The organism is Brachymonas sp. J145 (assembly GCF_036312245.1).
GTDB classification, from domain to species: domain Bacteria; phylum Pseudomonadota; class Gammaproteobacteria; order Burkholderiales; family Burkholderiaceae_C; genus Brachymonas; species Brachymonas wangyanguii.
Genome location: NZ_JAZDCI010000001.1, coordinates 98,110 through 123,098 on the forward strand (window position 1 = coordinate 98,110; position 24,989 = coordinate 123,098).

At 64.9% G+C, this 24,989-nt stretch carries 25 protein-coding genes and 1 tRNA gene; 17 read left to right on the forward strand and 9 right to left on the reverse strand.

Annotation, left to right across the window (positions count from 1 at the left end; genetic code table 11):
* Window positions 1–30: 30 nt before the first annotated feature.
* Together nrfD and dsrO are read right to left on the reverse strand one after the other, a co-directional pair.
* The gene (gene nrfD, locus V1261_RS00435) at window positions 31–1,068 is read right to left on the reverse strand and encodes an NrfD/PsrC family molybdoenzyme membrane anchor subunit (RefSeq protein ID WP_329769352.1); all 1,038 of its coding nucleotides are present in this window, start codon (window positions 1,066–1,068) and stop codon (window positions 31–33) included.
* A 14-nt stretch (window positions 1,069–1,082) separates the two neighbouring features.
* Entirely contained in the window at window positions 1,083–1,850 is a 768-nt protein-coding gene (dsrO, locus tag V1261_RS00440) for a sulfate reduction electron transfer complex DsrMKJOP subunit DsrO (protein WP_329769353.1), read from the reverse strand.
* 164 nt (window positions 1,851–2,014) lie between these two features.
* On the opposite strand from dsrO, the gene V1261_RS00445 reads away from it, so the two are divergent.
* From V1261_RS00445 to V1261_RS00455, 3 genes are all read left to right on the forward strand, one after another.
* Window positions 2,015–3,808, forward strand: coding sequence for a sensor histidine kinase (locus V1261_RS00445; RefSeq protein WP_329769355.1), 1,794 nt, complete (start codon window positions 2,015–2,017; stop codon window positions 3,806–3,808).
* Window positions 3,805–4,452 carry a response regulator transcription factor gene (locus V1261_RS00450; RefSeq protein ID WP_329769356.1) on the forward strand — a complete coding sequence of 216 codons (648 nt, stop codon included), beginning with the start codon at window positions 3,805–3,807 and terminating at the stop codon, window positions 4,450–4,452. Before V1261_RS00445 ends, V1261_RS00450 begins: the two co-directional genes overlap by 4 nt.
* Before the next feature lie 142 nt (window positions 4,453–4,594).
* The gene (locus tag V1261_RS00455) at window positions 4,595–5,206 is read left to right on the forward strand and encodes a hypothetical protein (protein ID WP_329769358.1); all 612 of its coding nucleotides are present in this window, start codon (window positions 4,595–4,597) and stop codon (window positions 5,204–5,206) included.
* A gap of 16 nt (window positions 5,207–5,222) precedes the next feature.
* Here V1261_RS00455 and gltS read toward each other — a convergent pair whose 3' ends face one another.
* From gltS to V1261_RS00470, 3 genes are all read right to left on the reverse strand, one after another.
* Window positions 5,223–6,500 (reverse strand): sodium/glutamate symporter, encoded by a 1,278-nt coding sequence (gltS, locus tag V1261_RS00460; RefSeq protein ID WP_329769360.1) that lies wholly within the window; start codon window positions 6,498–6,500, stop codon window positions 5,223–5,225.
* 213 nt (window positions 6,501–6,713) lie between these two features.
* Window positions 6,714–6,790: transfer RNA gene (locus V1261_RS00465), tRNA-Met, on the reverse strand.
* 66 nt (window positions 6,791–6,856) lie between these two features.
* The gene (locus tag V1261_RS00470) at window positions 6,857–7,636 is read right to left on the reverse strand and encodes an enoyl-CoA hydratase (protein WP_329769362.1); all 780 of its coding nucleotides are present in this window, start codon (window positions 7,634–7,636) and stop codon (window positions 6,857–6,859) included.
* A gap of 126 nt (window positions 7,637–7,762) precedes the next feature.
* On the opposite strand from V1261_RS00470, the gene rodA reads away from it, so the two are divergent.
* The 13 genes from rodA to V1261_RS00535 all read left to right on the forward strand — a co-directional run bounded on the left by rodA (window position 7,763) and on the right by V1261_RS00535 (window position 21,060).
* A complete protein-coding gene (gene rodA / locus V1261_RS00475) occupies window positions 7,763–8,917 on the forward strand; it encodes a rod shape-determining protein RodA (protein ID WP_329769364.1) in 1,155 nt (384 codons plus the stop codon).
* A 149-nt stretch (window positions 8,918–9,066) separates the two neighbouring features.
* On the forward strand, window positions 9,067–9,408 hold the full coding sequence (locus V1261_RS00480; protein ID WP_329769366.1) for a YegP family protein: 342 nt from the start codon (window positions 9,067–9,069) through the stop codon (window positions 9,406–9,408).
* A 125-nt stretch (window positions 9,409–9,533) separates the two neighbouring features.
* Complete coding sequence (gene tldD, locus V1261_RS00485; protein ID WP_442877942.1) at window positions 9,534–11,024, forward strand: metalloprotease TldD; 1,491 nt, start codon at window positions 9,534–9,536, stop codon at window positions 11,022–11,024.
* A gap of 246 nt (window positions 11,025–11,270) precedes the next feature.
* Window positions 11,271–12,398, forward strand: coding sequence for a 3-deoxy-7-phosphoheptulonate synthase (locus V1261_RS00490; protein WP_329769370.1), 1,128 nt, complete (start codon window positions 11,271–11,273; stop codon window positions 12,396–12,398).
* A gap of 107 nt (window positions 12,399–12,505) precedes the next feature.
* Window positions 12,506–12,817, forward strand: a complete 312-nt coding sequence (locus V1261_RS00495) for a hypothetical protein (protein WP_329769371.1) — start codon at window positions 12,506–12,508, stop codon at window positions 12,815–12,817.
* Window positions 12,818–13,093: 276 nt separating this feature from the next.
* Entirely contained in the window at window positions 13,094–14,317 is a 1,224-nt protein-coding gene (locus V1261_RS00500) for a YbfB/YjiJ family MFS transporter (RefSeq protein ID WP_329769373.1), read from the forward strand.
* Between the two features lie 33 nt (window positions 14,318–14,350).
* Window positions 14,351–15,769, forward strand: coding sequence for a UDP-N-acetylmuramate:L-alanyl-gamma-D-glutamyl-meso-diaminopimelate ligase (mpl, locus tag V1261_RS00505; protein ID WP_329769374.1), 1,419 nt, complete (start codon window positions 14,351–14,353; stop codon window positions 15,767–15,769).
* 3 nt (window positions 15,770–15,772) lie between these two features.
* Complete coding sequence (locus tag V1261_RS00510) at window positions 15,773–16,363, forward strand: hypothetical protein (RefSeq protein WP_329769376.1); 591 nt, start codon at window positions 15,773–15,775, stop codon at window positions 16,361–16,363.
* A gap of 45 nt (window positions 16,364–16,408) precedes the next feature.
* Entirely contained in the window at window positions 16,409–16,996 is a 588-nt protein-coding gene (locus V1261_RS00515; RefSeq protein ID WP_329769377.1) for a TlpA disulfide reductase family protein, read from the forward strand.
* A gap of 204 nt (window positions 16,997–17,200) precedes the next feature.
* Complete coding sequence (gene accB, locus V1261_RS00520; protein ID WP_329769378.1) at window positions 17,201–17,668, forward strand: acetyl-CoA carboxylase biotin carboxyl carrier protein; 468 nt, start codon at window positions 17,201–17,203, stop codon at window positions 17,666–17,668.
* 93 nt (window positions 17,669–17,761) lie between these two features.
* Window positions 17,762–19,111, forward strand: coding sequence for an acetyl-CoA carboxylase biotin carboxylase subunit (gene accC, locus V1261_RS00525; RefSeq protein ID WP_329769379.1), 1,350 nt, complete (start codon window positions 17,762–17,764; stop codon window positions 19,109–19,111).
* A 60-nt stretch (window positions 19,112–19,171) separates the two neighbouring features.
* Window positions 19,172–20,083, forward strand: coding sequence for a 50S ribosomal protein L11 methyltransferase (prmA, locus tag V1261_RS00530; protein ID WP_329769381.1), 912 nt, complete (start codon window positions 19,172–19,174; stop codon window positions 20,081–20,083).
* Between the two features lie 71 nt (window positions 20,084–20,154).
* A complete protein-coding gene (locus V1261_RS00535) occupies window positions 20,155–21,060 on the forward strand; it encodes a carbohydrate kinase family protein (RefSeq protein WP_329769382.1) in 906 nt (301 codons plus the stop codon).
* A gap of 7 nt (window positions 21,061–21,067) precedes the next feature.
* Here the strand turns inward: V1261_RS00535 and V1261_RS00540 are convergent, their stop codons facing one another.
* The 4 genes from V1261_RS00540 to V1261_RS00555 all read right to left on the reverse strand — a co-directional run bounded on the left by V1261_RS00540 (window position 21,068) and on the right by V1261_RS00555 (window position 23,381).
* The gene (locus V1261_RS00540; protein WP_329769383.1) at window positions 21,068–21,532 is read right to left on the reverse strand and encodes a histone; all 465 of its coding nucleotides are present in this window, start codon (window positions 21,530–21,532) and stop codon (window positions 21,068–21,070) included.
* Between the two features lie 136 nt (window positions 21,533–21,668).
* On the reverse strand, window positions 21,669–22,268 hold the full coding sequence (gene ampD, locus V1261_RS00545) for a 1,6-anhydro-N-acetylmuramyl-L-alanine amidase AmpD (RefSeq protein ID WP_405197989.1): 600 nt from the start codon (window positions 22,266–22,268) through the stop codon (window positions 21,669–21,671).
* The gene (locus tag V1261_RS00550; RefSeq protein WP_329769385.1) at window positions 22,265–22,513 is read right to left on the reverse strand and encodes a PP0621 family protein; all 249 of its coding nucleotides are present in this window, start codon (window positions 22,511–22,513) and stop codon (window positions 22,265–22,267) included. The genes ampD and V1261_RS00550 overlap by 4 nt, the downstream gene beginning before the upstream one ends.
* 37 nt (window positions 22,514–22,550) lie before the next feature.
* Window positions 22,551–23,381 (reverse strand): cytochrome C assembly family protein, encoded by an 831-nt coding sequence (locus V1261_RS00555; protein WP_329769387.1) that lies wholly within the window; start codon window positions 23,379–23,381, stop codon window positions 22,551–22,553.
* A 109-nt stretch (window positions 23,382–23,490) separates the two neighbouring features.
* Here V1261_RS00555 and ffh point away from each other — a divergent pair, with 109 nt between their 5' ends.
* Window positions 23,491–24,924, forward strand: a complete 1,434-nt coding sequence (gene ffh / locus V1261_RS00560) for a signal recognition particle protein (protein WP_329769388.1) — start codon at window positions 23,491–23,493, stop codon at window positions 24,922–24,924.
* Window positions 24,925–24,989: the final 65 nt, after the last annotated feature.

Genomic DNA, 24,989 nt, shown 5'->3' on the forward strand with positions numbered 1-24,989 from the left:
CTTGTTCCTCGTCATTCCAGTCGTCGTCCGTCAGGCGCTTGCCAGCGGCTTGCCGGGGTAGCGTTCCAGCGCGTAGGTCACCATGGCCAGCAGTGCAGCCACCAGGCCAAACACGCCCACCATGCCGAGCACGCCATCGCTGCCCCAGGAGATACCCTGCAGATACAGGCCGGCACCAAACTTGGGCACCGTCTGCACGGCCATGAACACCATCCAGCGGAACACCCAGGAAGCGGCCAGCATCAGCACCGCCAGCAGCAGCTGGTCACCGGCCGTCAGGGACTTCTGGCCGAGCGGACGCCAGACCATGGCCAGCAGCAGCACGCCACCCAGGATCGATCCCAGCAGCGCCAGGCGCCAGGCGCCGAACTCGTTGAACAGCTGCAGCGCCGCATCAAAGGAAGGCTCCTGTCCGGTGGCACCCAGGGCCGCCCAGGTCACGGCTGCGGCCAGCAGCACCAGCGTGCAGAGCTGCGCCATGCGGCGTACCAGGCCAGCCGGGAAGCTGTCACGCCAGTTCGCCGGCAGCCAGCGCGCCACCAGCAGCATCGCGCCCAGGCTGCCCAGCCAGCCGGTCAGGGCCAGGTTGACCGGCAGCAGCAGCGTGTGCCACAGCGGACGCGCCTTGATCACCGCCATCTCGCCGCCGGTATAGACCAGGATCGATACCGCACTGAGCGCCAGCAGCAGCGCCACCAGGCGCAGCAGGCCCTGCTTGCCCTGCCACCAGAGCAGGCTGAACAGCAGCGACAGCACGACGAACACCGGCAGCAGGTAGGCGCCGAGCGACATCCACGACCAGGGCGTGGGGTTGGCGTAGAAATGCCAGAACCGGCCCGGCTGGTGCAGGTCGGCCAGCAGCGATACCGGTGCCGCGATACAGGCGGTCAGCAACACGACCACCGCCGCCGGCAGCAGGCGCGCCATGCAGGAACCCGGCTTGCCGAAAGCCAGTACCGATGCCGTCAGCGCGGTAGTGGCGGCGATGCCGATCAGGAAGAAATATTGCACGGCCCAGGGCAGCCAGGCCGCTTCGTAGGCAGGGGTCAGCAGTTCGATAATGCCCATGATGGACTCCTTGTTCAGTGACCGGCCACGACGCGCACGCCGGCCTGGCCGTCAATACCGTCGACAAACGCGTCCGGCAGGCCGATGTAGAACACGTGCGGGCGCGTGTCCAGATCAGGCTTGAGCGTCTTGATGTCGTCGCGGTTTTCGCGCAGCAGCGTGGCGACTTCGCTGTCCGGGTTGTTCAGGTCGCCGATCTTGCGCGCGCCGCCCACGCAGCTTTCGACGCAGGCCGGCAGCAGGCCGGCTTCCAGGCGGTGCTCGCAGAAGGTGCACTTGTCAGCCGTCTGCGTCTCGTGGTTGATGAAGCGCGCGTCATACGGACAGGCCTGTACGCAATAGCCGCAGCCGACGCAGCGCTCGTTGTCTACCAGCACCACGCCATCGGTGCGCTGGAACGTCGCCTGCACCGGGCAGACCGGCACGCAGGGTGGGTTGTCGCAGTGGTTGCACAGGCGCGGCAGGCTGACCATGGCCGGCGGTGCGCCTTCGACCTTGGTATCCACCTCGTACTGCAGCACGGTAGTGCGGAACTGGCCGATCGGCGGCAGGTTCTCCATGGAGCAGCTGACGGTACAGGCCTGGCAGCCGATGCAACGGCGGATATCGACCACCATGCCGTAGCGCTTGCCTTCTTCGCCTGGGCGGCGCACCGGCTGGCTGTTGATGGCGGCCTCGGCCGGATCGGCAACCACCACGCCGGTGGCGGTCACGCCCAGGCCGAGCATGGCGCGCAACAGGCCGCGCTTGCTGCCAGAGGGAGGAGTGCTAGGAGTTTTCATACGCGGGGCGTCCTGTAAGCAGATTCACACAACATGGCTTATTCTGTAAAAACCCGTCCCCGCTGCCCATCCGGAAGAGCGGGCATGCCCCTAGACTATTTTCCCTATTGCCAGAAGGGACATTCCTCCTAGAATTTCGGCTTGTCTACCCATCCCATCCCCGCATGACGAACCAGCCTCCTGTTCCGCGCCGCACCCTCTGGCTGCGCGCCGGCCTGCCCTGGCTGCTGATCGGCCTGGCGCTGCTGCTGCCGGCACTGGCCCAGGCCAAGCCGCTGCGCCTGGGCGTGCTCGCCTATCTGGGTGCCGAAGCCGCCGTCGAGGAATGGAGCCCGGTCGCGCGCCAGTTGGAACAGGCCCTGCCCGACTACCAGGTCGAGCTGCTCTCGCTCGATCACGCCGCCTTGCAGCAGGCAGCCGAAGCACAGCAAATCGATTTCGTCATCACCAACCCCGGCCATTACGTCGAGCTGGAATCCAGCCTTGGCGCCTCCCGCCTGCTGACGCTGCAGACCGGCAGCAGCATGCCCGGATCGGCCTGGCAGGCGGTCGGCAGCGCCGTCGTCACGCTCAGTGGCCGCACTGATATCCAGCGCCTGCGCGACCTGCGCGGCAAGCGCGTCGCCATCATCGGGCAACAGGGCTTTTCCGGTTACCAGCTGGTCTGGCGCGAACTCGCCGCCGAAGGCATCGATCCGGCACGTGACCTGACCCTGGAGGTGGTCGGCCTGCCGATGGACAAGGTGCTGGAAGCCGTCGCCGCCGGCCAGGTCGATGCCGGCCTGGTGCGCGCCTGCATGCTGGAAAGCCAGCCGGCCTGGCTGGAGCGTTTCCGCGTCGTCGCGCCGCGCCGCGAAACCGGCTTTCCCTGCGCCAGCTCAACCCGGCTCTACCCCAACTGGCCGCTGGCCGCCTTGCGCCATACCGATCCGGTACTGGCCAAGCAGGTCACCATCGCCCTGCTGGAAATGGACAGCCGCAGCAGCCCGATCCACTGGACCGTGCCGGCCGATTACCAGTCGGTACACGAATTGCAGCGCGAGCTGCATATCGGCCCCTACGCCGTGCTGCACACGCCCACGCTGGGCGATCTGGCTGCACGCTTCTGGCCCTGGCTGGCTGGCCTGGCGGCGCTGATCATCTTTGGCGGCCTCTATACCGCCCATGTGGAACGGCTGGTGCATGCGCGCACCTCAGCGCTGCGCACCGCGCTGGCCGAGCGCAAGGAGCTGGAGCAGCACCTGCGCCAGAGCCGCGAACAGGCAGAGCACATGTCGCGCCTGTCGGTGCTGGGAGAGTTGTCCGGCACGCTGGCACACGAGCTGAACCAGCCGCTGGCCGCCATCGGCAACTATGCGCAAAGCCTGACGCGCCGCATCGACAACCAGCGCCTGACGCCCGATGCCGTGCGTGAAGCCGCACGCGAGATGACCGGCCAGGCCGAACGCGCTGCCGGCATCCTGAGCCGCATCCGCAGCTTTGCCAAGAAGCGCGTGGCGCAACCCGAGCTGCTGCAGCCCACGCCCATGGTGCAGGAAGCCATCGCCCTGTTCCGCGACATGCAGGTCAACCCGCCTGAAGTCACGCTGCTGGACGAGCTGACAGCCGAAACGCGCGTGGTCGCCGATCCGCTGCAACTGCAGCAGGTGCTGCTGAATCTGCTCAAGAACGGCTCCGACGCCACGCAGCAGCTGCCACCGGAACGGCAGCGCCTGGAAGTGCGACTGGCGACCAGCAGCTCCAGCCTGCAGATCATGGTGCGTGACCACGGCGAACCCTTGCCGCCGGAGCGTCTGGCGCACCTGTTCGATCCCTTCTACACCACCAAGCCGAGCGGCATGGGGCTCGGCCTGTCCATCTGCCGCAGCATCGCCGAAGCCCACGGCGGCCGGCTGGATGCCGAATCCGCCGACAATGGTACCGGTCTGGTCTTTACCCTCACCCTCCCGCTTGCATGATGTCCACCGATTCCCTTCCGTCCACCTCCTGGCAGATCCATGTCGTCGATGACGATGAAGCCTTCCGCCGCTCGCTGGTGTTCCTGCTGGAATCGATGGGCTGGGACGTGGTGGCGCACACCTCCGCGACCAGGTTCCTGGAGCAGGGCCTGCCGCAAGCATCTGCCATCGGCTGCCTGCTGCTGGATGTGCGCATGCCCGGCATGAGCGGGCTGGAACTGCAGCAGCAGTTGCGATCGCTGGAGTGCGCGCTGCCGATCGTGTTCCTGACCGGCCATGGCGATGTCGAACTGGCAGTCCAGGCGATGAAGCACGGGGCCTTCGATTTTCTGGAAAAACCGTTCAAGGACCAGCGCCTGCTCGACATCGTGGCCGCTGCGCTGCGCCAGCGCGAAGCCAGCCTGCAATCCGAAGAGCGCACACGCCAGGCCAGTACCCGCCTGCAGCAGCTGACCCCGCGTGAAGCCGAAGTCGCGCTGCTGGTGGCACGCGGCCTGCCCAACAAGCTGGTGGCACGCGAGCTCGACATCAGTGAAAAAACCGTGCACATCCACCGCCAGCACGTGATGGAAAAAACCGGCCTGGGCAGCGCGGCCGAACTGGCGCGGCTGATCCTGCAGGCAGATCCGCAAGCGCTGGATTGACGCGCTGCCGCCTCCACCTCAGGCGCACCGTCCTTCCCCGCAGCACATTCACGCAAGCGGAATGTGCGTATCCCCCGGCACGTATCATGGATCGGCATGCGCGCTTGCGTCCTGGCAAAGCGCCACCCACAAGGACAGCACCATGGCCACCATGAACACCCCCGCCTACTACGACACGGTCCCCGCCATCCTGATGATGGACCCGCTGGCCCGGACCCTTGGCTCTGCCGAAGACGGCCTGATCGAATACCGCTATCTCGATGCCGTCAAGCTGACCGGCCACTCCTGCCCCACCGTCGCCGGTGCCTGGCAGTTGACCCACGCCGCCCTGGCACGGCTCTATCCGGACAGTACGCCGGTGCGCAGCCATATCCGGGTGGAATTCCGCCAACCGCTGGATGAAGGCGTGGTGGGCGTGATCGCCAGTGTGGTGAGTCTGGTCACTGGCGCCGCCAATGCCGGCGGCTTCAAGGGCCTGGCCGGACATTTTGGCCGCAAGGACCTGCTACAGTTCGAGGTACCGATGCGCGGCGACATCCGACTCACGCGCCTAGATTCAGGCCAGTCGGTGGAATTCATGCGCCGCGGCCACAGCGTGCCGAGTCCGGCCAACATGAGCCAGCTGCTGCGCCCGGCACTGGAGCCGCAGGCGTCCGACGCGGAACGACAGGCGTTTGCCACGGTCTGGAGCGGCTGGGTCGAACAGACGCTGCAGCCGACCAGTGCGCCGGACTGGGTCGAGCTGGAGGCCTGAGCCTCCTCAGCCCGGCTTAGTGCAGGAACGGCAGCTGCGTAAAGACCTGCAGGATGGCAGCGTTGACCAGGTCCACGAAGAACGCGCCCACCATCGGCACGATCAGGAAGGCCTTGTACGACACGCCATAGCGATCGGTAATCGCCTGCATGTTGGCAATTGCCGTTGGCGTGGCGCCCATGCCGAATCCGCAATGGCCTGCCGCCAGCACGGCAGCGTCATAATCGCGCCCCATCACCGTGAAAGTCACGAGGCTGGCATACAGCATCATCACCACGGTTTGCACCGCCAGGATCAGCAGCACCGGCAGCGCCAGATCGGTCAATTCCCACAGGCGCAAGGAGAGCAGCGCCATCGCCAGGAAGAGTGACAGCGAGGCGTTGCCAAAAACGTCAATGGCGCGATCGAACATGTCAAACTTGAAGAAGTTGGTCAGCACGTTGCGAATGATCACGCCGCCGCCCAGCGCCCAGACAAAAGTCGGCAATTCAAAAGCCGTGCCTTTTGCCGCCGTCGTCATGACCCCGGCAAACGCCATGCAGGCGGCAAACAGGGCCAGCGTCTCGATGGTGGAGGATGCGGTGATCAGGCGGATTTCGTCCGGCTTGTCGAACATGGCCTCGTCCAGCTGGTCACCAGATTCGGTATGGCGCGTGCTGTAGAGCGATTGCGAGGCGGCAACGGCTTCCACCTGCGTCTGCTGCTCGGGCTCGGGCAGCTTCTGGTGCCCCATCCTCGCCAGCAGATAGCGGGCCACCGGCCCACCGATCAGGCCACCCGCCACCAGGCCAAAGGTGGCCGTGGCAATGCCCAGCGTCGTGGCACCGGTCACGCCATAGCGCTGCTCCAGCACCGGCCCCCAGGCACCGGCGGTGCCGTGGCCGCCAGTCAGGGTGATCGAGCCCGTGACCAGACCCAGCAGCGGCTCCAGCCCCAGCAGGCTGGCCATGCTCACGCCCACCGCGTTCTGCAGCAGGATAAACACCGCTACCACCAGCAGGAAAATCGCCAGCGGCTTGCCACCCGCCCGCAAGCGGCTGAAGTCGGCGCTCAAGCCAATCGATGAGAAGAACATCAGCATGAAAGCTGTCTGCAGCTGCGTCTCGAACTTGAAAGTCAGCCCGAAAATGGAGTTGAGCAGCACCACCACGATCCCTGCCAGCAGGCCTCCCGCCACCGGCTCCGGAATATTGAAATCCGACAGGAACCGGATCTTGACGATGAGGAAGCGGCCCAGCAGCAGCACCAGCGTGGCCAGAATCATCGTGTAGTAACCGTTGAGCGCAATTTCCATCTCGACATCCTCCAGTCCAATGAAGCCCGGCGTCCGGCAGACGCCCTCCTTTCTTCATGCAGCCGTGTGGACATCCTCTCCAGGGAGTCCGTAGCGGCCAGCTACCTGAGCCATTCTAGGCCATGCGTCCGGTCGTTCTGGCGAACGCACCATCGCGAAACGATCCACGAAAAAAATCCCCTGATGATGACTCATCAGGGGATTTTTCATGTCTGGTGGCGCTTCACGGATTCGAACCGCGGACCTGTGGATTATGATTCCATCGCTCTAACCGACTGAGCTAAAGCGCCGAAGAACGACATTGTAGCAGCATTTTTGCCGGCGTGTCACAAAAATGTGCGCCGCCGGCAAAAAAATCAGTTGTTGGTGAAGTTGGCAGGACGCTTCTCGACGAAGGCCGCCATGCCTTCCTTCTGGTCGTTGGTGGCAAACAGGCTGTGGAACAGGCGACGCTCGAACCACACGCCGTCGTTCAGCGAACCTTCGAAGGCGCGGTTCACGGCTTCCTTGGCTGCGTACACGGTCAGGCGCGGCATGCTGGCGATCACCAGGGCGGCAGCCAGGGTTTCTTCCATCAGCTTGTCCAGCGGCACCACGCGGCTCACCAGGCTGGCGCGCTCGGCTTCCTCGGCGTTCATCATGCGGGCGGTCAGGCACATGTCCATGGCCTTGCTCTTGCCCACGGCGCGCGGCAGGCGCTGCGTACCACCGGCACCCGGGATCACGCCCAGCTTGATTTCCGGCTGGCCGAACTTGGCATTGTCGGCGGCGATGATGAAGTCGCACATCATGGCCAGTTCGCAACCGCCACCCAGTGCGTAGCCGCTCACGGCAGCAATCACCGGCTTGCGGATGGTGCGGATGCCTTCCCAGTTGCGGGTGATGTAGTCACCGCCGTAGGCATCGGCAAAACTGTAGGTCGCCATGCCACCAATGTCGGCACCAGCGGCAAAGGCTTTCTCGCTGCCGGTCACGATGATGCAGCCGATCTTGTCGTCAGCGTCAAACGCCTTCAGCGCCGCGCCCAGTTCGTCCATCAGGGTGTCGTTCAGCGCGTTCAGGGCCTTCGGACGGTTCAGCGTGACGATACCGACCTTCTCGCCTTCCACACGGGTTTCAATGCAGGTATAGCTCATGGATTTGTCTCTCCTCTAGATCATGGGGGATGTCGATGATTCCTCCTGCACTATAAACGACAACGGTGACGTATACGTCAGCCAAGGCGCTGCAGGCAGGAGGAATAGCTGGGATAATCTTGCGCCATGTCTGCTGTCATCGACAAGCCCCCCCTCTGGCGCACTGCCCTCTCCCTGTTCAAGGGCTTTGACGGCTGGCTGGCGCTGGCCATCCTGATCCTGATGGGCATCGGCCTGACCGCCATGTACTCTTCCGGCTTTGACCACGGCACACGCTTTGTCGACCACAGCCGCAACATGCTGCTGGCCTGGGCCATCATCCTGGCCGTGGCGATGGTGCCGCAGCAGCGCCTGCAGCAGCTGGCGGTACCACTCTACACGCTAGGCGCCGTGCTGCTGCTGGCGGTACTGCTGTTCGGCATCACCAAGAAAGGCGCCACGCGCTGGATCAACATCGGCGTGGTAATCCAGCCGAGTGAACTGCTCAAGATTGCCGCCCCGATGATGCTCGCCTGGTGGTTCCAGCGCCGCGAAGGCACGCCACAGACCATGGATTACGTGATCGCCTTCGGCCTGCTGCTACTGCCAGTCGGCCTGATCATGAAACAGCCGGACCTGGGTACCGCCCTGCTGGTGCTGATGACCGGTGCCTCGGTGATCTTCTTTGCCGGCCTGAGCTGGAGGCTGGTGCTGCCGCCCATCATCCTCGGCGCCATCGCCATCACCCTGCTGGTCTGGAATGGCGATGCCCTGTGCCAGCCCGATGTCGACTGGCACATCCTGCGCGAATACCAGCGCCAGCGTGTCTGCACCCTGCTCGATCCCACGCGCGATCCGCTCGGCAAGGGCTTCCACATCCTGCAGGGCATGATCGCCATCGGCTCCGGTGGCGTCTGGGGCAAGGGCTTCATGCAGGGCACGCAGACGCACCTGGAGTTCATCCCGGAGCGCACCACCGACTTCATCTTTGCCGCCTACTCCGAAGAGTTCGGCTTTATCGGCAACATCGTGCTGCTGCTGGCCTTCATCTTCCTGATTGCCCGCATCTTCATCATCGCCGCCCAGGCCAGCACGCGCTTTGGCCGCCTGATGGCCGGCTCGATTGGCGTGATGTTCTTCACCTACACCTTCGTCAACATCGGCATGGTCAGCGGCATCCTGCCGGTGGTGGGCGTGCCGCTGCCCTTCATCAGCTATGGCGGTACCGCCATGGTCACGCTGGGGCTGTCGCTCGGCATCCTGTTCTCCATCGCACGCGACCGGCGTACCTTCCATAGCTGAAACACAGGGATCTGCCAGCTTGCGTGACATATGCACGGTATCCACGCAAACACGGATTCCGCCTGGCTTTTTTCACCTTACCATGTGCGTGCAGACCCCTCCGGCAGGGGCCGGATATGCGTGTCTGCACCATCCCTCAGGAGACGTACATGGCAGGCCAGATCGATCTGAAAAAATCCAGCAACGGCAAGTTCTTCTTCACGCTCAAGGCCAGCAACGGCCAGGCCATCCTGAGCAGCGAGATGTACGAAACCCGCGCCAGCGCCAACAAGGGCATTGCATCGGTGCAGAAGAACGGCGCCGACGCCAACCGTTTCCAGCGCCTCGAAGCCAAGGATGGTTCGCCCTACTTCGTGCTCAAGGCCGGCAACCACCAGGTCATTGGCCAGAGCCAGATGTACAAGAGCGAAGCCTCGCGTGACAACGGCATCGAATCGGTGATGAAGCACGCCCCCGAAGCCACCGTCAACGACCTGACGGCCGAAGCCTGACTCTCCCCTGACCCGGCACGCCATCCCCCCGGATGGCGTCGGATATCCGCTGCCAGCGGCTGGAGCGGCTGGCCTTCTGCGCCTACAATCCGCCCATGAACCTGACCAGCGCCCTGACTGCGGCCATGCCCGCCCCTTCGTCCCAGAATACCCGCCAGCCCCTGGAGATTGCCGAATCGCTGTTGCTGGCTCCCTTCGGCCTGAGCCAGGCCCAGCTGCACAAGGTGCTGGCCAGCATGCGCACTCGCGGTGTCGATGATGCCGACCTGTATTTCCAATACACCTGCAGCGAGGGCTGGAGCCTGGAAGAAGGCATCGTCAAGACCGGCAGCTTCAGTATTGACCAAGGCGTCGGCGTGCGCGCCGTGGCGGGTGAAAAAACCGCTTTCGCCTATTCCGATGACATTTCGCTGGCTTCGCTGAAGGACGCGGCACGCACCGTGCGCACCATCGGCTCGGCCGGCCAGCACGGCCGCGTCAAAGTGGAACCGGCCAGCAAGATTGGCAAGCTGTCGAAGAGCCGCCGCCTCTACACCCCGGAAAACCCGATCCTGACGCTGGACAGCAGCGCCAAGATCCAGCTGCTGGAGCGCATCGAAGGCATGGCGCGCGCCAAGGATACGCGCGTCAAGCAGGTCATGGCCGGCCTGGCCGGCGAATACGATGTGGTGCTGGTGGCGCGTGCCGACGGCAAGCTGGCCGCCGACGTGCGCCCGCTGATCCGCCTGAGCCTGACCGTGATCGTGGAGCAGAAGATCGGTGGCGAGCTGCGCCGTGAAGTCGGTTCTGCCGGCGGCGGTGGCCGTCTGGGCATGGACTATTTCGACGATGCCATGCTGCAGCAGTATGTCGATGAAGCGGTGGGAGCCGCGCTGACCAACCTGGAAGCGCGCCCGGCCCCGGCCGGCCAGATGGACGTGGTGCTCGGCTCCGGCTGGCCCGGCGTGCTGATCCACGAAGCCGTCGGCCACGGCCTCGAAGGCGATTTCAACCGCAAGGGCAGCAGCGCCTTTGCCGGCCGCATCGGCGAACGCGTGGCAGCCAAGGGCGTCACCGTGCTGGATGACGGCACCCTGCCCGACCGCCGTGGCAGCCTGAACGTGGACGACGAAGGCCACGCCACGCGCCAGACCGTGCTGATCGAGGACGGCATCCTCAAGGGCTACCTGCAGGACCGCATGAATGCGCGCCTGATGAAGACCAAATCCACCGGCAACGGCCGCCGCGAGAGCTACGCCCACCTGCCGATGCCGCGCATGACCAACACCTATATGCTCGGCGGCAGCGAAGACCCCGAAGCCATTATCGGCAGCCTCAAGCGCGGCCTGTACGCCACCAACTTCGGCGGCGGCCAGGTCGACATCACCAGCGGCAAGTTCGTGTTCTCGGCCAGCCAGGCCTGGTGGGTGGAAGACGGCAAGCTGCAGTATCCGGTCAAGGGCGCCACGCTGATCGGCAACGGCCCGGACGCGCTGACCCGCGTCAGCATGATCGGCAACGACATGCGCCTGGACAGCGGCGTCGGCACCTGCGGCAAGGAAGGCCAGAGCGTGCCGGTGGGCGTTGGCCAGCCGACCATGCGCATCAACGGCCTCACGGTGGGCGGTACGGCGTGACGCAATCCACATGTCGGGCCGGAATTGCATGTCCGACCTTGACATGCGGGATTAGGCTCATGGTATAGTCAGTTCCATGCAAGTTTCACGCGCTTTCTATTTTGGCTTTTGGTTCTCTGTCTTTGGCGGACGAGAGGCTTGAGCACACCTGAAAAGCGTAACCCTCCTGAACCGCCCGGAAACCCCTGGCGGTTTTTTTTTCGCCCCGTTTTTGACCAGTCAACCTACCCACACAGGAGCTCTCCGATGACCCCGCCCAAGACCAGCGACACGACTCTGTATGCACAGCCGGCCGACAAGACTGGAACGACCGACAACGCCCGCATCAAGAGCCTGACCATGCTGCCTCCTCCCGAACACCTGATCCGCTTCTTCCCGATCAAGGGCTCCCCGGTTGAAAAACTGGTGGGCAATACCCGCAAGACCATCCAGCAGATCATGCGCGGCAAGGATGACCGCCTGCTGGTCGTCGTCGGCCCCTGCTCGATCCACGATCCCAAGGCGGCGCTGGAGTACGCGCAGCGCCTGAAGCAGCAGCGCGACCACTTCGCCGACACGCTGGAAATCGTGATGCGCGTCTACTTCGAGAAGCCGCGCACCACGGTGGGCTGGAAGGGCCTGATCAACGACCCCTACCTGGACGAAAGCTGCCGCATCGACGAAGGCCTGCGCATTGCGCGCCAGCTGCTGATCGACATCAACCGCCTGGACCTGCCGGCCGGCAGCGAGTTCCTGGACGTGATCTCCCCGCAGTACATCGGCGACCTGATCTCCTGGGGCGCGATTGGTGCACGCACCACCGAAAGCCAGATCCACCGCGAACTGGCCAGCGGCCTGTCGGCCCCGATCGGCTTCAAGAACGGCACCGACGGCAACCTGAAGATCGCCACCGACGCGATCCAGGCGGCGTCGCGCGGCCACCACTTCCTGTCGGTGCACAAGAACGGCCATGTCGCCATCGTCGACACCGAAGGCAACCCGGACTGCCACGTGATCCTGCGCGGCGGCAAGCAGCCCAACTACGACGAGGCCAATGTCGATGCCGCCTGCGGCGACCTGAAGGATGCCGGCCTGCGCCCGACCGTGATGGTCGACTGCAGCCACGCCAACAGCAGCAAGAAGCACGAAAAGCAGCTCGAGGTCTCGCGCGAAGTCGCGCGCCAGCTGGCCTCCGGCTCCGACAAGGTGTTCGGCGTGATGCTGGAAAGCAATATCCACGCCGGCGCCCAGAAGTTCACGCCGGGCAAGGATTCGCTGGCCGGGCTGGAGTACGGCAAGAGCATTACCGATGCCTGCCTGGGCTGGGATGACACGCTGCAGGCGCTGGAAATCCTGTCCGAAGGCGTCAAGGCGCGTCGCAAGCAGGGAAAATAAGCGCTAGTGCTTTCCCTGAGTCGGCTTCCGCACACGTCAACTCTTTCTAAAATGGGTGGATTCCGGTCACCTGCTGTGACCGGTTCCAGCCAACGGAGACATGCGACATGCAAAGCGAATTGATCGTCAAGTTCAGCCCCACCAAGGAATTCATCATCCCGCTCGACTCGGTGCCCGAGATGGACACCCAGGAAGCACGTACCTGGCTCGACCAGGAATTCGTGCGCCTCGACTGCGAGCCGATCCGTTCCTCGGGCAAGGTGCTGAATGCCGACAAGGTGGTGCGCATTGCCCAGAGCGCCGGTCCTTCCGGCTTTGAAAACCAGGAATGGGCCACCAGCTTTGCCAGCGCCGCCAAGACGGCACTGGCCAAGCAGGTCATCAGCATCGATGCCGAAAACACCATGATCTCGTTCTGAGATCCAGGATTTCCCCGCAAGTACGCCAGCCTCGCGCTGGCGTTTTGCTGTCTGCGGTCTTGCCTGCGGCTAGGGTTTTCCCCGGTACGACCCGGCAGTTGCCTGCCCCTATGATGGTTTTTGCCGCTCCGGCAGGCACCCTCATCACGACAGGAGACACCGTATGATCTGCCCTGCTCCTGCGTCTTTACCAATGAGGAGCTGGCCAGCCTGCCGCCCGCCATTCCCGGCGACCAGCTCTGACGCTGTCCTGTTTGTCCGTTACCCGCCTTTTTCGTGACTGCTACGCCTACCCCATCGACCCTCGCCCAGCGCCGCCGCGTCATCCTGGCCGGCATTTGCGCCCTGATCCTTACCGTTGGCATGGGCCGCTTTGCCTATACGCCGATGCTGCCCATCATGAGCGAGCAGGCCGGGCTGTCAGCGCTGGCCGGCGGCTGGCTGGCCACGCTGAACTATGCCGGCTACATGAGCGGCGTCCTGCTGGCCGCCACGGTCGGTGACCTGCAGCAGAAATACCGCCTGTACCGTTACGGTCTGCTGCTGGCTCTGGTCAGCACGGTCGGCATGGGGCTGACCGAAAACGTCTACCTGTGGGCGCTGCTGCGCTATATCGCCGGCTTTTCCAATATCGCCGGACTGTTGCTGGCCTCCGGCCTGGTGCTGAACTGGCTGATCCGCCACGGCTTCAAGCCGGAGCTCGGCCTGCACTTCATGGGCATGGGCCTGGGCATGGTGGTGACTGGTGTTGCCGTGGCCAGCATGGTCGACCACCTGTCCTGGCAGGGGCAATGGATCTGGCTGACGCTGCTCGGACTGCTGTTCTTCGTGCCAGCCTGGTGGTGGATGCCGGCCCCGGCCAGCATGCCGCCAGCTGCGGCCGGCGCCAGCCCTGCAGCAACGGTCACCAGTCCGGGCGGCCGCTGGATGCGACTGATGATGGGCGCCTATTTCTGCGCCGGCTTCGGCTTTGTCGTTACCGCCACCTTCATCGTCGCAATCCTGCTGGAATTGCCCTTGCTGGCCGGCAAGGGCAACTGGGTCTGGGTGATTGCTGGCGTTGCCGCTGCGCCCTCCTGCTTCCTCTGGGATCGTATCGCCGGTGCCATGGGCCAGGTGCAGGCGCTGCTGCTGGCCTATGCGCTGCAGACCCTGTCCATCATCCTGCCGGTGTTTACCGGCAGCGCCACGCTCAACGTGATTGGCGCCATCCTGTATGGCGTGACCTTTGTCGGCATCGTCAGCCTGACGCTGACGCTGACCGGACGCCATTTCCCGGCCAACCCTGCCAAGGCCATGGCGCGCATGACCGTAAGTTATGGCGTGGCCCAGATTTTCGCGCCGGCCATGGCCGGCACCATCGCCAATGCCACTGGCAGTTACCACGGCGCCCTGATCGTGACCGCCCTGGTGATGGTGCTGGGCATGGGGTTGCTGCTGGCCGTGCTGCAGGAAGAAAAGCGACACGCCCAACACGGCCGAGTACAGGTTGTCTCCTGAAGCAGCCCGCCGGCCAGACCGTACAATCAGCGCATGCACATCCATATTCTCGGTATCTGCGGCACCTTCATGGGAGGTGTCGCCGCGCTGGCCCGTGAGGCCGGCCACAAGGTCACCGGCTGCGACGCCGGTGTGTATCCCCCCATGAGCGACCAGCTGCGCGCGCTCGGCATCGACCTGATCGAAGGCTTTGGCGCGGAACAGACCGCGCTCCAGCCCGACATGTACGTGGTCGGCAACGTCGTCAGCCGCGCCCGGCTCGATGATGGCAGCCCCAAGTTCCCGCTGATGGAAGCGATCCTGGAGCAGGGCCTGCCCTACACCAGCGGTCCGCAGTGGCTGGCCGAGCATGTGCTGCAGGGCAAGCACGTGCTGGCACTGGCCGGTACCCATGGCAAGACCAGCACCTCCTCGATGCTGGCCTGGGTGCTGGAGCAGGCCGGCCTGCAGCCGGGCTTCCTGATTGGCGGCGTGCCGCTCAACTTCGGCATCTCGGCGCGCCTGGGCAGTGTCCCGGCTGGCCATGCGCGCGGCTACTTCGTGATCGAGGCCGACGAGTACGATACCGCCTTCTTCGACAAGCGCAGCAAGTTCGTGCACTACCGCCCGCGCACCGCCGTACTCAACAACCTCGAGTACGATCATGCCGACATCTTCCCCGATCTGGCTGCCATCGAGCGCCAATTCCACCATCTGGTGCGCACCGTGCCGGGTAGCGGCTGTATTGTCGCCAACGGTCTGGAAGAGAGCATCACGCGCGTGCTGCACCAGGGCTGCTGGAGCCAGGTGCAGACCTTCGGCACCGCCGTGAGCGACTATGTGGCCGACGGCGAGCCGCACGATTTTGCCGTGCTGCACCAGGGCCGTCAGGTGGCACACGTGCGCTGGAACCTGACCGGCACCCACAACCAACTTAACGCGCTGGCCACGATTGCCGCGGCCGCCCACGTCGGTGTGGCCCCTGAAGTCGCCGCCGAGGCACTAGGCAGCTTTGTCAACGCGCGCCGCCGCATGGAAATGCGCGGCAGCGTGGCGCGTGACGGTGGCGACATCACGCTCTACGACGACTTTGCCCACCATCCCACGGCCATCCGCACCACGCTGGACGGCCTGCGCCGCAAGCTCGACAGCGATGGCCGCCAGGGCGAACGCATCCTGGCGATTTTCGAGCCGCGCAGCAACACCATGAAGCTGGGCACGATGAAGGCCCAGCTGCCCTGGAGCCTGGAGCAGGCCGATCTGTCCTTCTGCCACTCCGGCGGCCTGGACTGGAACGCGGCAGAGGCACTGGCGCCCATGGGCGAACGTGCCTGCGTGGCCGGCGATATCGATACGCTGATCCAGCAGGTGCTGGCTGCGGTCCAGCCCGGCGACCACCTGCTGTGCATGAGCAACGGCGGCTTTGGGGGCATCCACGGCAAGCTGCTGGACGCCCTGCAGGCCCGGAACTGAGCCATGGCCGGCAGTTTCGACGAGGAACTGGCCCAGGCCGCCGCCCGGCTGGTGGTGGAGGAAGGGCTGGAGTTCGGCCCGGCCAAGCAGCGCGCGCTGAAACAACTCAAGCTCCCGGCGCGCACCGCCCTGCCCGGCAACGACCTGGTCGAAGCCGCCGTGCGCGAGTATCTGGCGGTATTCTGCGCCGATACCCAGCCAGCCGAGCTGCTGGCCCTGCGCGAGCTGGCGCTGCAGTGGATGGACCGCCTGCAGGCCTTCCAGCCGCTGGTGTCCGGTGCAGTGTGGCACGGCACCGCCACGCGCCTGAGCGATATCTACCTGCACCTGTTCAGCGATGACCCGAAAGCAGTGGAGATCAGCCTGATCAACGAAGGCGTGGACTACGAGGCCAGCCGCGTGGCCGGCCTGCGTGGTGTCGACGCCGATGCCCTGAGCATCCATGCCTGGAGCCCTGAGCTGCAGGAGGATATTGGCGTGCATCTGCTGGTACACGATACACTGGCCCAACGGGGCTCGCTGCAGCTGGACCAGCAGCAGCGCAAGCCGCGCGGTACCGCCAGCCAATTGCGCGAGCTGATCAACCAGGATTGAAATCGCCTTATCGTCTGGCAATTTCCTACTTTTGAGGCCATTTCCATGCAAAACTCCAAGACCGACACCTCATCCACGGCCAGCAGCAGTCGCCGACGCTGGCTCGGCTGGACGCTGGCCTCGGTCGCCGCAGGGGCGGCCGGCGTAGCCGGATGGCGCCAGTTCGGGCCGCGCCAGGCCCCGGTACCGGAAGCGGTGGCTGGCGTGCCGGAGCGCTGGCTGACGCATGCATTTGCCCAGCCCGGCCAGATCGGCACACGCACGCTGGAAAGCTTTCAGGGCAAGCCGCTGCTGATCAACCTGTGGGCCACCTGGTGCCCACCGTGCATCGAGGAAATGCCGCTTCTTGACGCCTTCTACCAGCAAAATGCAGCAAAAGGCTGGCAAACCGTCGGTATCGCCGTTGACAAACCGGAAGCCGTGGAGCGCTTCCTGCAGCGCATGCCGGTGCAGTTTCCGGTCCTCCTGGCCGGCAACCGCCTCGGCATGGAGCTGGCTGGAGATCTCGGCAATACGGCGCGCGGCCTGCCGTTCAGCCTGCTGCTGGACGCCCAGGGAAATGCGCTGGCAGCCCATACCGGGCAGCTGGATTTGCCGCGGCTGCTGAAATGGCACCAGCGTGCTTTTTCGTGAAATCCGTACAGTTGACGGATTTTTACGTAAAATCAATACATTCCGCACTTCTGCTGAAGTGTCTTCCGGCCCGGGCCAACGTCACCCCGGCCCAGTCGTATAAACGTAGTTAACGCTACTTATCTTGCATTTAGGCGCAGATCAGCCAAAAATACTGACTGATGCCAGCAAACAAGGGGCTCCGCGCCCTAAGAAAGGTCAATAATGGATCTACGCAAACTCAAGACCTTGATCGACCTCGTGTCCGAATCCAACGTTTCGGAACTGGAGATCACCGAAGCCGAAGGCAAGGTCCGCATCGTCAAGGGTGGCCCCGAGATGGCCCAGGGTCATGCGCCCGTCATGATGCCGGTAGCTACTGCCCCGGCCGCAGCTGCACCGGTCGCAGCCGCTGCACCGGCTGCCGCACCTGCCGCCGAAGCCGCCCCCGAAGAAACCGGCTTCCAGATCAAGTCGCCCATGGTCGGCACCTTCTACCGCGCCAGCAGCCCCGGCGCCAAGGCCTTTGTCGAAGTCGGCAGCACGGTCAAGGAAGGCGACACCCTGTGCATCGTCGAAGCCATGAAGATCCTGAACGAAATCGAATCCGAAAAGGCCGGAACCGTGACCAGGATCCTGTGCGACAACGGCGACGCCGTGGAATTCGGCCAGCCCCTGTTCGTGATCGAGTGATGCACGCCGTGCCGACGCTGAACCGCCGGCACCCCTGCACGATCCCTTTGCGCGCAGCCTGCTGCGTAGCCCCTGAACAGTGAGGACACGACGATGTTCAAGAAAATCCTGATCGCCAACCGAGGCGAGATCGCCCTGCGCATCCAGCGCGCCTGCCGCGAAATGGGTATCAAGGCCGTCATGGTCTATTCCGAAGCCGATCGCGACGCCATGTACGTCAAGATGGCGGACGAGGCGATCTGCATCGGCCCGGCCCCCTCGGCCCAGAGCTACCTCAACATGACCGCCATCATCGCGGCCGCCGAAGTCACCGATGCCGAAGCCATCCACCCCGGTTACGGCTTCCTGTCCGAAAACGCCGACTTCTCCGAGCGCGTCGAGCAGAGCGGCTTCGCCTTCATTGGCCCGACCGCCGAATCGATCCGCCTGATGGGCGACAAGGTCTCGGCCAAGGCCGCCATGATCAAGGCCGGCGTGCCCTGCGTGCCCGGCTCCGACGGCGAACTGCCGGACGATCCGGCCGCCATCCGTGCCATTGCCAAGCGCATCGGCTATCCGGTGATCATCAAGGCCGCCGGTGGTGGCGGTGGTCGCGGCATGCGCGTGGTCCATACCGAGGCAGCGCTGATCAACGCCGTCGCCATGACCAAGGCCGAAGCAGCCACTGCCTTTGGCAACCCCGCGGTCTACATGGAGAAATTCCTCCAGAACCCGCGCCACATCGAGATCCAGGTGCTGGCCGACACGCACCGCAACGCGGTGTTCCTGGGCGAGCGCGACTGCTCCATGCAGCGCCGCCACCAGAAGATTATCGAGGAAGCACCCGCCCCCGGCCTGCTGCGCCGCGCCGTCGAGCGCATTGGCGAGCGCTGCGCCCTGGCCTGCCGCAAGATCGGCTACCGTGGCGCCGGCACCTTCGAATTCCTGTACGAGAACGGCGAGTTCTACTTCATCGAGATGAACACGCGCCTGCAGGTGGAGCACCCGGTCACGGAAATGGTCACCGGCATCGACCTGGTACGTGCCCAGATCGAAGTCGCCGCCGGCCTGAAGCTGCCGTTCACGCAGCGCCAGATCCAGATGAAGGGCCACGCCATCGAGTGCCGCATCAACGCCGAAGACCCGTACAAGTTCTACCCCTCGCCGGGTCGCATCACGCACTGGCACCCGGCCGGTGGCCCGGGCGTGCGCGTGGACAGCCATGTCTACACCAACTACTTCGTGCCGCCCACCTACGACTCCATGATCGGCAAGCTGATCGTGCACGGCGACACGCGCGAACAGGCGCTGGCACGCATGCACAACGCCTTGAACGAGACCGTGGTGGAAGGCATCAACACCAACATCCCGCTGCACCGCGAGCTGGTGGTGGATGCGAAGTTCTGCGAAGGCGGCACCAACATCCATTACCTGGAAGAATGGTTGCACCAGCGCGGACGCTGACCTCCTGAAGCCAGACCCGCCACGTGCGGGTCTTTTTCCTGTTGCCCTGGATTCATCACCATGTACGAACTGCGCCTGCTGTGCCCGGAAACCCACGTCGAGACCCTGTGCGAGGCACTGGACGCGCTGGATGCGCTCAGCGTCTCGGTAGAAGATGCCGATGCCCATACCGAGGCCGAACAGCCGCTGTTCGGCGAGCCCGGCATGCCGGCTCCGCGCGAGGGCTGGCAGCGCTCGCTGCTGGTCGCGCTGTTCCCGGCCGAAGACGCCGCGCAGGAAGCCGCGCGCCTGCTGGCGCTGCAGGACTTTTTTGCCGATTCGCGCGTGGTCGGCATCCAGCATGTGCCGGACCAGGACTGGGTGCGCCTGACGCAATCGCAGTTCGCCCCGGTAGACATCACGCCCACGTTCTGGATCGTGCCGAGCTGGCATGAACCGCCGGCCGAGGCCAAGCAGCTGATCCGCCTGGATCCGGGCCTGGCCTTTGGCACTGGCACGCACCCTACCACGCGCATGTGCCTGCGCTGGATTGCCCGCCATGGCGCCCCCGGCGAGCCGCACAAGCTGGGCCGCGTGCTCGATTACGGCTGTGGCTCCGGCATTCTGGCAATCGGCGCCGGCAAGTTCGGCGCGGTCGAGATCGACGCGGTGGATATCGATCCGGCCGCCGTCGAAGCCACGCGCATCAACGCCGACACCAACCATGTGCAGCTGAATGCCGGCCTGCCGGAGCTGGTCGATCCTGCCGAAGGCCGCTACCAGACTGTGCTGGCCAACATCCTGGCAACGCCGCTCAAGGTGCTGGCACCGCTGCTGGTGGCGCATGTGGCGGCTGGCGGCGATCTGGTGCTGGCCGGCATCCTGGAACGCCAGGCCGACGAGCTGAAAGAGGCCTACGCGCCCTACATCCAGCTGGAAGTCACCGACACGGAAGACGGCTGGATCCTGATGACCGGCCACAAGCCTGCCTGAGCACACGTCTCCTTTTTCCGGCCGCTGGCAGTTGTCAGCGGCTTTTCTGTCCCTGATTCCTACCGATTCCCATGTCCATCCTGATTTCCGGTTCCGTCGCCATCGACATCATCCTGGAGTTTGGCGGCCGTTTTGCCGACCATATCCTGCCCGAGCAGATCGACAAGCTCAGCGTGTCCTTTCTGGCACCGCAGATGCGCAGCGATTACGGCGGCTGCGCCGGCAATATTGCCTATGCGCTGAAGCAGCTCGGCGGCACGCCGCTGCCGCTGGCTTCGGTCGGCCGCGACGGTGGCCATTACCTGGATCGCCTGCGCCAGCTCGGCATCAGCACTGAGCACGTCGCCGTACTGGAGGACTGCTACACCGCGCAGTGCACCATCATGACCGACCAGCAGCAAAACCAGATCACGGCCTTCCACCCCGGCGCCATGTCGCATGCCCATCTGAACCCGGTGCCGGCCGATACGCCGATCACGCTGGCCATCGTCTCGCCCAACGGCAAGGAAGCGATGCAACAGCATGCACAGCAGCTGCATGCCGCCGGCATTCCCTTTGTCTTCGATCCGGGCCAGGGCCTGCCACTGTTCAATGGCGAGGAGCTCCAGCAACTCGTTGATCTGGCGACGTGGGTTACTGTGAACGACTACGAGGCGCACCTGCTGTGCGAACGCCTGGGCTATGACCGCGCAGCCCTGTCACGCCAGCTGCGTGGCCTGGTGGTGACGCTGGGCGAACAAGGTTGTGAAGTGTGGGTCGATGGTGCCTGCCGCGAAGTGGCGGCGGTGACGCCGGCTGCCGTGGTCGATCCGACCGGCTGTGGCGATGCCTGGCGTGGTGCCCTGCTGTACGGGCTGGAACAGGGCTGGGATCTGGTGCGCTGCGCGAAGCTGGGCAACTACCTGGGCGCGCTCAAGATCGCGCACCGTGGCCCGCAGAACTACCAGGTCGATCCGCAGGTAGTGGCAGGCTACTGAGCCGGCTTCAGGGCTTGGGACCGGTCGGGAACGGCCAGGTACCCAGCGGGCTGATGCGGGTGCGTGCCACGGGCGCGGCACCACCGCTGGCGGCAGCGGTCTGGCCATTGAGACGGCTGGAGGCAGTGGTGCTGGTGGCGGATTTGGCGCTGCTGGCGCGCTTGCGCGTGGCCGTGGCGGGCCTGGTGGCAACCGCCGTGTCAGATTCGGCTGCCGGCTTGGCGGCCGTCTTGCGGGTGGTGCTTGCCTTGGTGGCCGACGTTTTTGCCGCCGTAGTCTTGGCAGTCGTCGTGCGCGCACGGCTGGCCGGTGCCTTGGCGGCGGCCGGCTGGCTCACCGGAGCCTCGATGCTGGCTGCCTCGGTCACGACCGCAGCAACAGCCGCCGGCTTCGCAGCCGGCTTCTTGCGCGGTGCGGCAGGGGCGGAAGACGTTGCAGTTGCGGATGCGGCCGGTTTCTTGGCGCTAGCCATGGGGACTCTCCTGAGCAGCAGGGTTTAATTTTGTATTATGGAACCAAGTGCTGTCAGATGCAATAGTTTCAAGCAGTTCCCCTGCTGCCAGCGCCGAAATTGCAGTGTGGTGACCACAGCCGCCATAGGATACATCTCAGGTCGCGCAGCCCTGGCCGAGCACGCCCGGCGGGAACATCGCCTCGGGCCAGCCGCTCAGGCGCGCCAGCAGCGGCCAGTCAAAGCCGGCACCGGGATCGCACTTGCGCCCGGGCGCGATGTGCTCATGGCCCGCCACGTGCGCCAGCGGATACTGTTGGCGGATCGCCTGCGCCAGCTCGGCCAGCGCCACGTATTGCGGCAGTTCAAAGCGCTCGCCCTCCAGCCCCTCGAGTTCGATGCCGATGGAGTCGTCGTTGCAGTTGTCACGGCCGCGCCAGCTGGACGCGCCCGCATGCCAGGCACGGTCATCGCAACTGACAAACTGCCAGATGCTGCCATCGCGGCGGATCAGGAAATGGGCGGATACCTCCAGGCTGCGGATCTGCTGGAAATACGGGTGCGCGTCCCAGTCCAGCGTGTTGGCAAACAGCTGCAGGATTTCCGGGCCACCGTACTGACCTGGCGGCAAGCTGATGGAATGCACCACCATCAGGTCGATCTGCGCGTCAGTCGGCCGGGGACCAAAATTGGGCGACGGCTGCTGCTGTGCCAGACGGCACCAGCCGTTCTGCCACAGGGGCGCGGTGGCCATCATGCGCGATCCCTGCTGGCGGCCTGCTGTGCCAGCGTGGCATGTTCCTGGCCACAGTACCACTGGCCGGACTGCTGCAGCGCGTCCTGGCGCGCCAGATGCACGCCGCAATGGGCGCAGCGCACCATGGCCTGGGGCACGCGCGGTGCCTGCTGTTGCGCCTGGGCCTCGCGGATATCCTGCTTGCGGTTTTGGCGCCAGACCCAGAACACCACGCCAATGACGAGAAGAACGACCAGATATTTCATGATGGAGCGATTGTCGCAGGACTGCGTGACAAGCCGGTCAGACGAGGCGGCGCAGCAGTACCTCGAGCACGAAGTGGTAGCCGACATAGCTCAGCAGCAGCAAGCCGGCGCCGGCGTAGACCATGCGCACGGCACGGCGGCCGCGCCAGCCCAGTTGCCAGCGCCCCCACAGCAGGGCGGCAAACACCAGCCAGGACAGCAGCGAGAAGATCGTCTTGTGACTCCAGCGCCAGCCGCCGGTCAGGCCATAGAGCTGCTCGCCAAACAGCCAGCCTTGCAGGATGGTGATGGTCAGCAGGATGAATCCCAGCGTGACAAAGCGGAAGGTCAATCGCTCCAGCGTCAGCAGCGGCAGCATGGTCGGGGCGGTGGCGCTGTCTTCCTGCAGCAGCGCCGGGCCGTCGCGCATGCGCAGCTCGGCGCGCGACATCAGCCAGGCGTGCAGCACGGCCACGGCAAACAGACCGTAGGAGGCCACGCCCAGCGCCAGGTGCAGCGGCAGCCATTCGGACGCCGGCGAGGGCAGCTGCGGGCCAGGGAACAACCAGGCCAGCAGCACGGTGGCGGCGCCGATCAGGGCCAGCCGCCAGCGCAGCTGCTGCAGCGCGTAGTTGCGGCTTTCGATGGCATAGGCCAGCAGCGCGAGCAGCGCCGTCATGGACAAGGCCGGGCCAAATCCGAAACGCAGCGGGTGTGTCAGGCCGAGGGCAATCACCAGCATGTGCAACAGCGCCGCCACGGCCAGCAGCACGCTGCCGCCACGGCCGAGACGCTGGCGCGCATGGCTGACACCCGCCGCTGCCACATAGGCCAGCACACTGGCAAGCGACAGCAAGGGGACGGCGGACTGGGCACTGGCTACAATCATGGCTAAAGTGTATCCTTTCCGCTAAACCACATGTGTGCAGGCGGATGTTTTCTGCATGCGCCCTTGCTGCGCCTGCCTGTCTCCCCTTTCTGAAAGCGAAAGCGCCGCCATGGCCTCTGCCCTTACCGACAAACTCTCGCGCCTCGTCAAGAACCTGAGCGGCCAGGCGCGCATCACCGAAAGCAACGTCTCCGACATGCTGCGCGAAGTGCGCATGGCCCTGCTGGAGGCCGACGTGGCGCTGCCGGTGGTGAAGGACTTCATCGCCCGCGTCAAGGACAAGGCCATGGGCCAGGAGGTGCTGGGCTCGCTGAAGCCGGGCCAGGCGCTGGTCGGCATCGTCAACCGCGAGCTGGCCGCCACCATGGGTGAAGGCATCAGTGACCTGAACCTGTCGGTGCAGCCGCCGGCGGTGATCCTGATGGCCGGCCTGCAGGGTGCGGGCAAGACCACCACCACCGCCAAGCTGGCCAAGCACCTGATCGAGAAGCGCAAGAAGAAGGTGCTGACGGTATCGGGTGACGTCTACCGCCCAGCCGCCATCGAACAGCTCAAGACGGTGACGCAGCAGGTCGGTGCCGAGTGGTTCCCGAGTGCGCCGGACCAGAAGCCGGTAGACATCGCGCGTGCCGCACTCGATTACGCGCGCAAGCACTATATCGATGTGCTGCTGGTCGATACGGCCGGCCGCCTGGCGATCGACGAAGCGATGATGGCCGAGATCAAGGCGCTGCACGAGGCGATCAACCCGGTGGAAACGCTGCTGGTGGTAGACGCGATGCAGGGTCAGGACGCGGCCAACACGGCGCGTGCCTTCAAGGAAGTGTTGCCGCTGACCGGTGTGGTGCTGACCAAGCTCGACGGTGATGCGCGTGGTGGCGCGGCGCTGTCGGTGCGCCAGATTGCCCAGGCACCGATCAAGTTTGCCGGCGTCAGCGAGAAGATGGACGGTCTGGAGCAGTTCGATGCCGAACGCCACGCCGGCCGTATCCTGGGCATGGGCGACATCGTGGCGCTGGTCGAGCAGGTCACATCCGGCGTCGACATGGAAGCGGCACAGAAGCTCGCCGCCAAGGTCAAGAAGGGTGACAACTTCGACCTGAACGACTTCCTGGGCCAGCTGCAGCAGATGAAGCAGATGGGCGGCCTGTCCAGCCTGATGGAAAAGCTGCCGACGCAGCTCACCGCCAAGGCAACGCAGACCGACATGGATCGCGCCGAGAAGGACATCAAGCGCAAGGAAGGCATCATCTGCAGCATGACGGCGCAGGAGCGCAGCAAGCCCGAGCTGATCAAGGCGACGCGCAAGCGCCGCATTGCCGCCGGTGCCGGCGTGCAGGTGCAGGATGTGAACCGTCTGCTCAAGGAATTCGAGCAGATGCAGGACATGATGAAGAAGATGAAGGGCGGCGGCCTGATGAAGATGATGCGCCGCATGGGCGGCATGAAAGGCCTGGGCGGCATGTTTGGTAGCGGCGGTGGCCTGCCGCCGGGAGGCTTCCCGCCAGGGGGTTTTCCGCCCGGGGGCGGTCTGCCGCGCTAAGCGCCTCTAACCTCCAAAAGCCAATGGCTCCGTCAGTGCGGAGCCATTGCTGTTTTCAGGGCCTG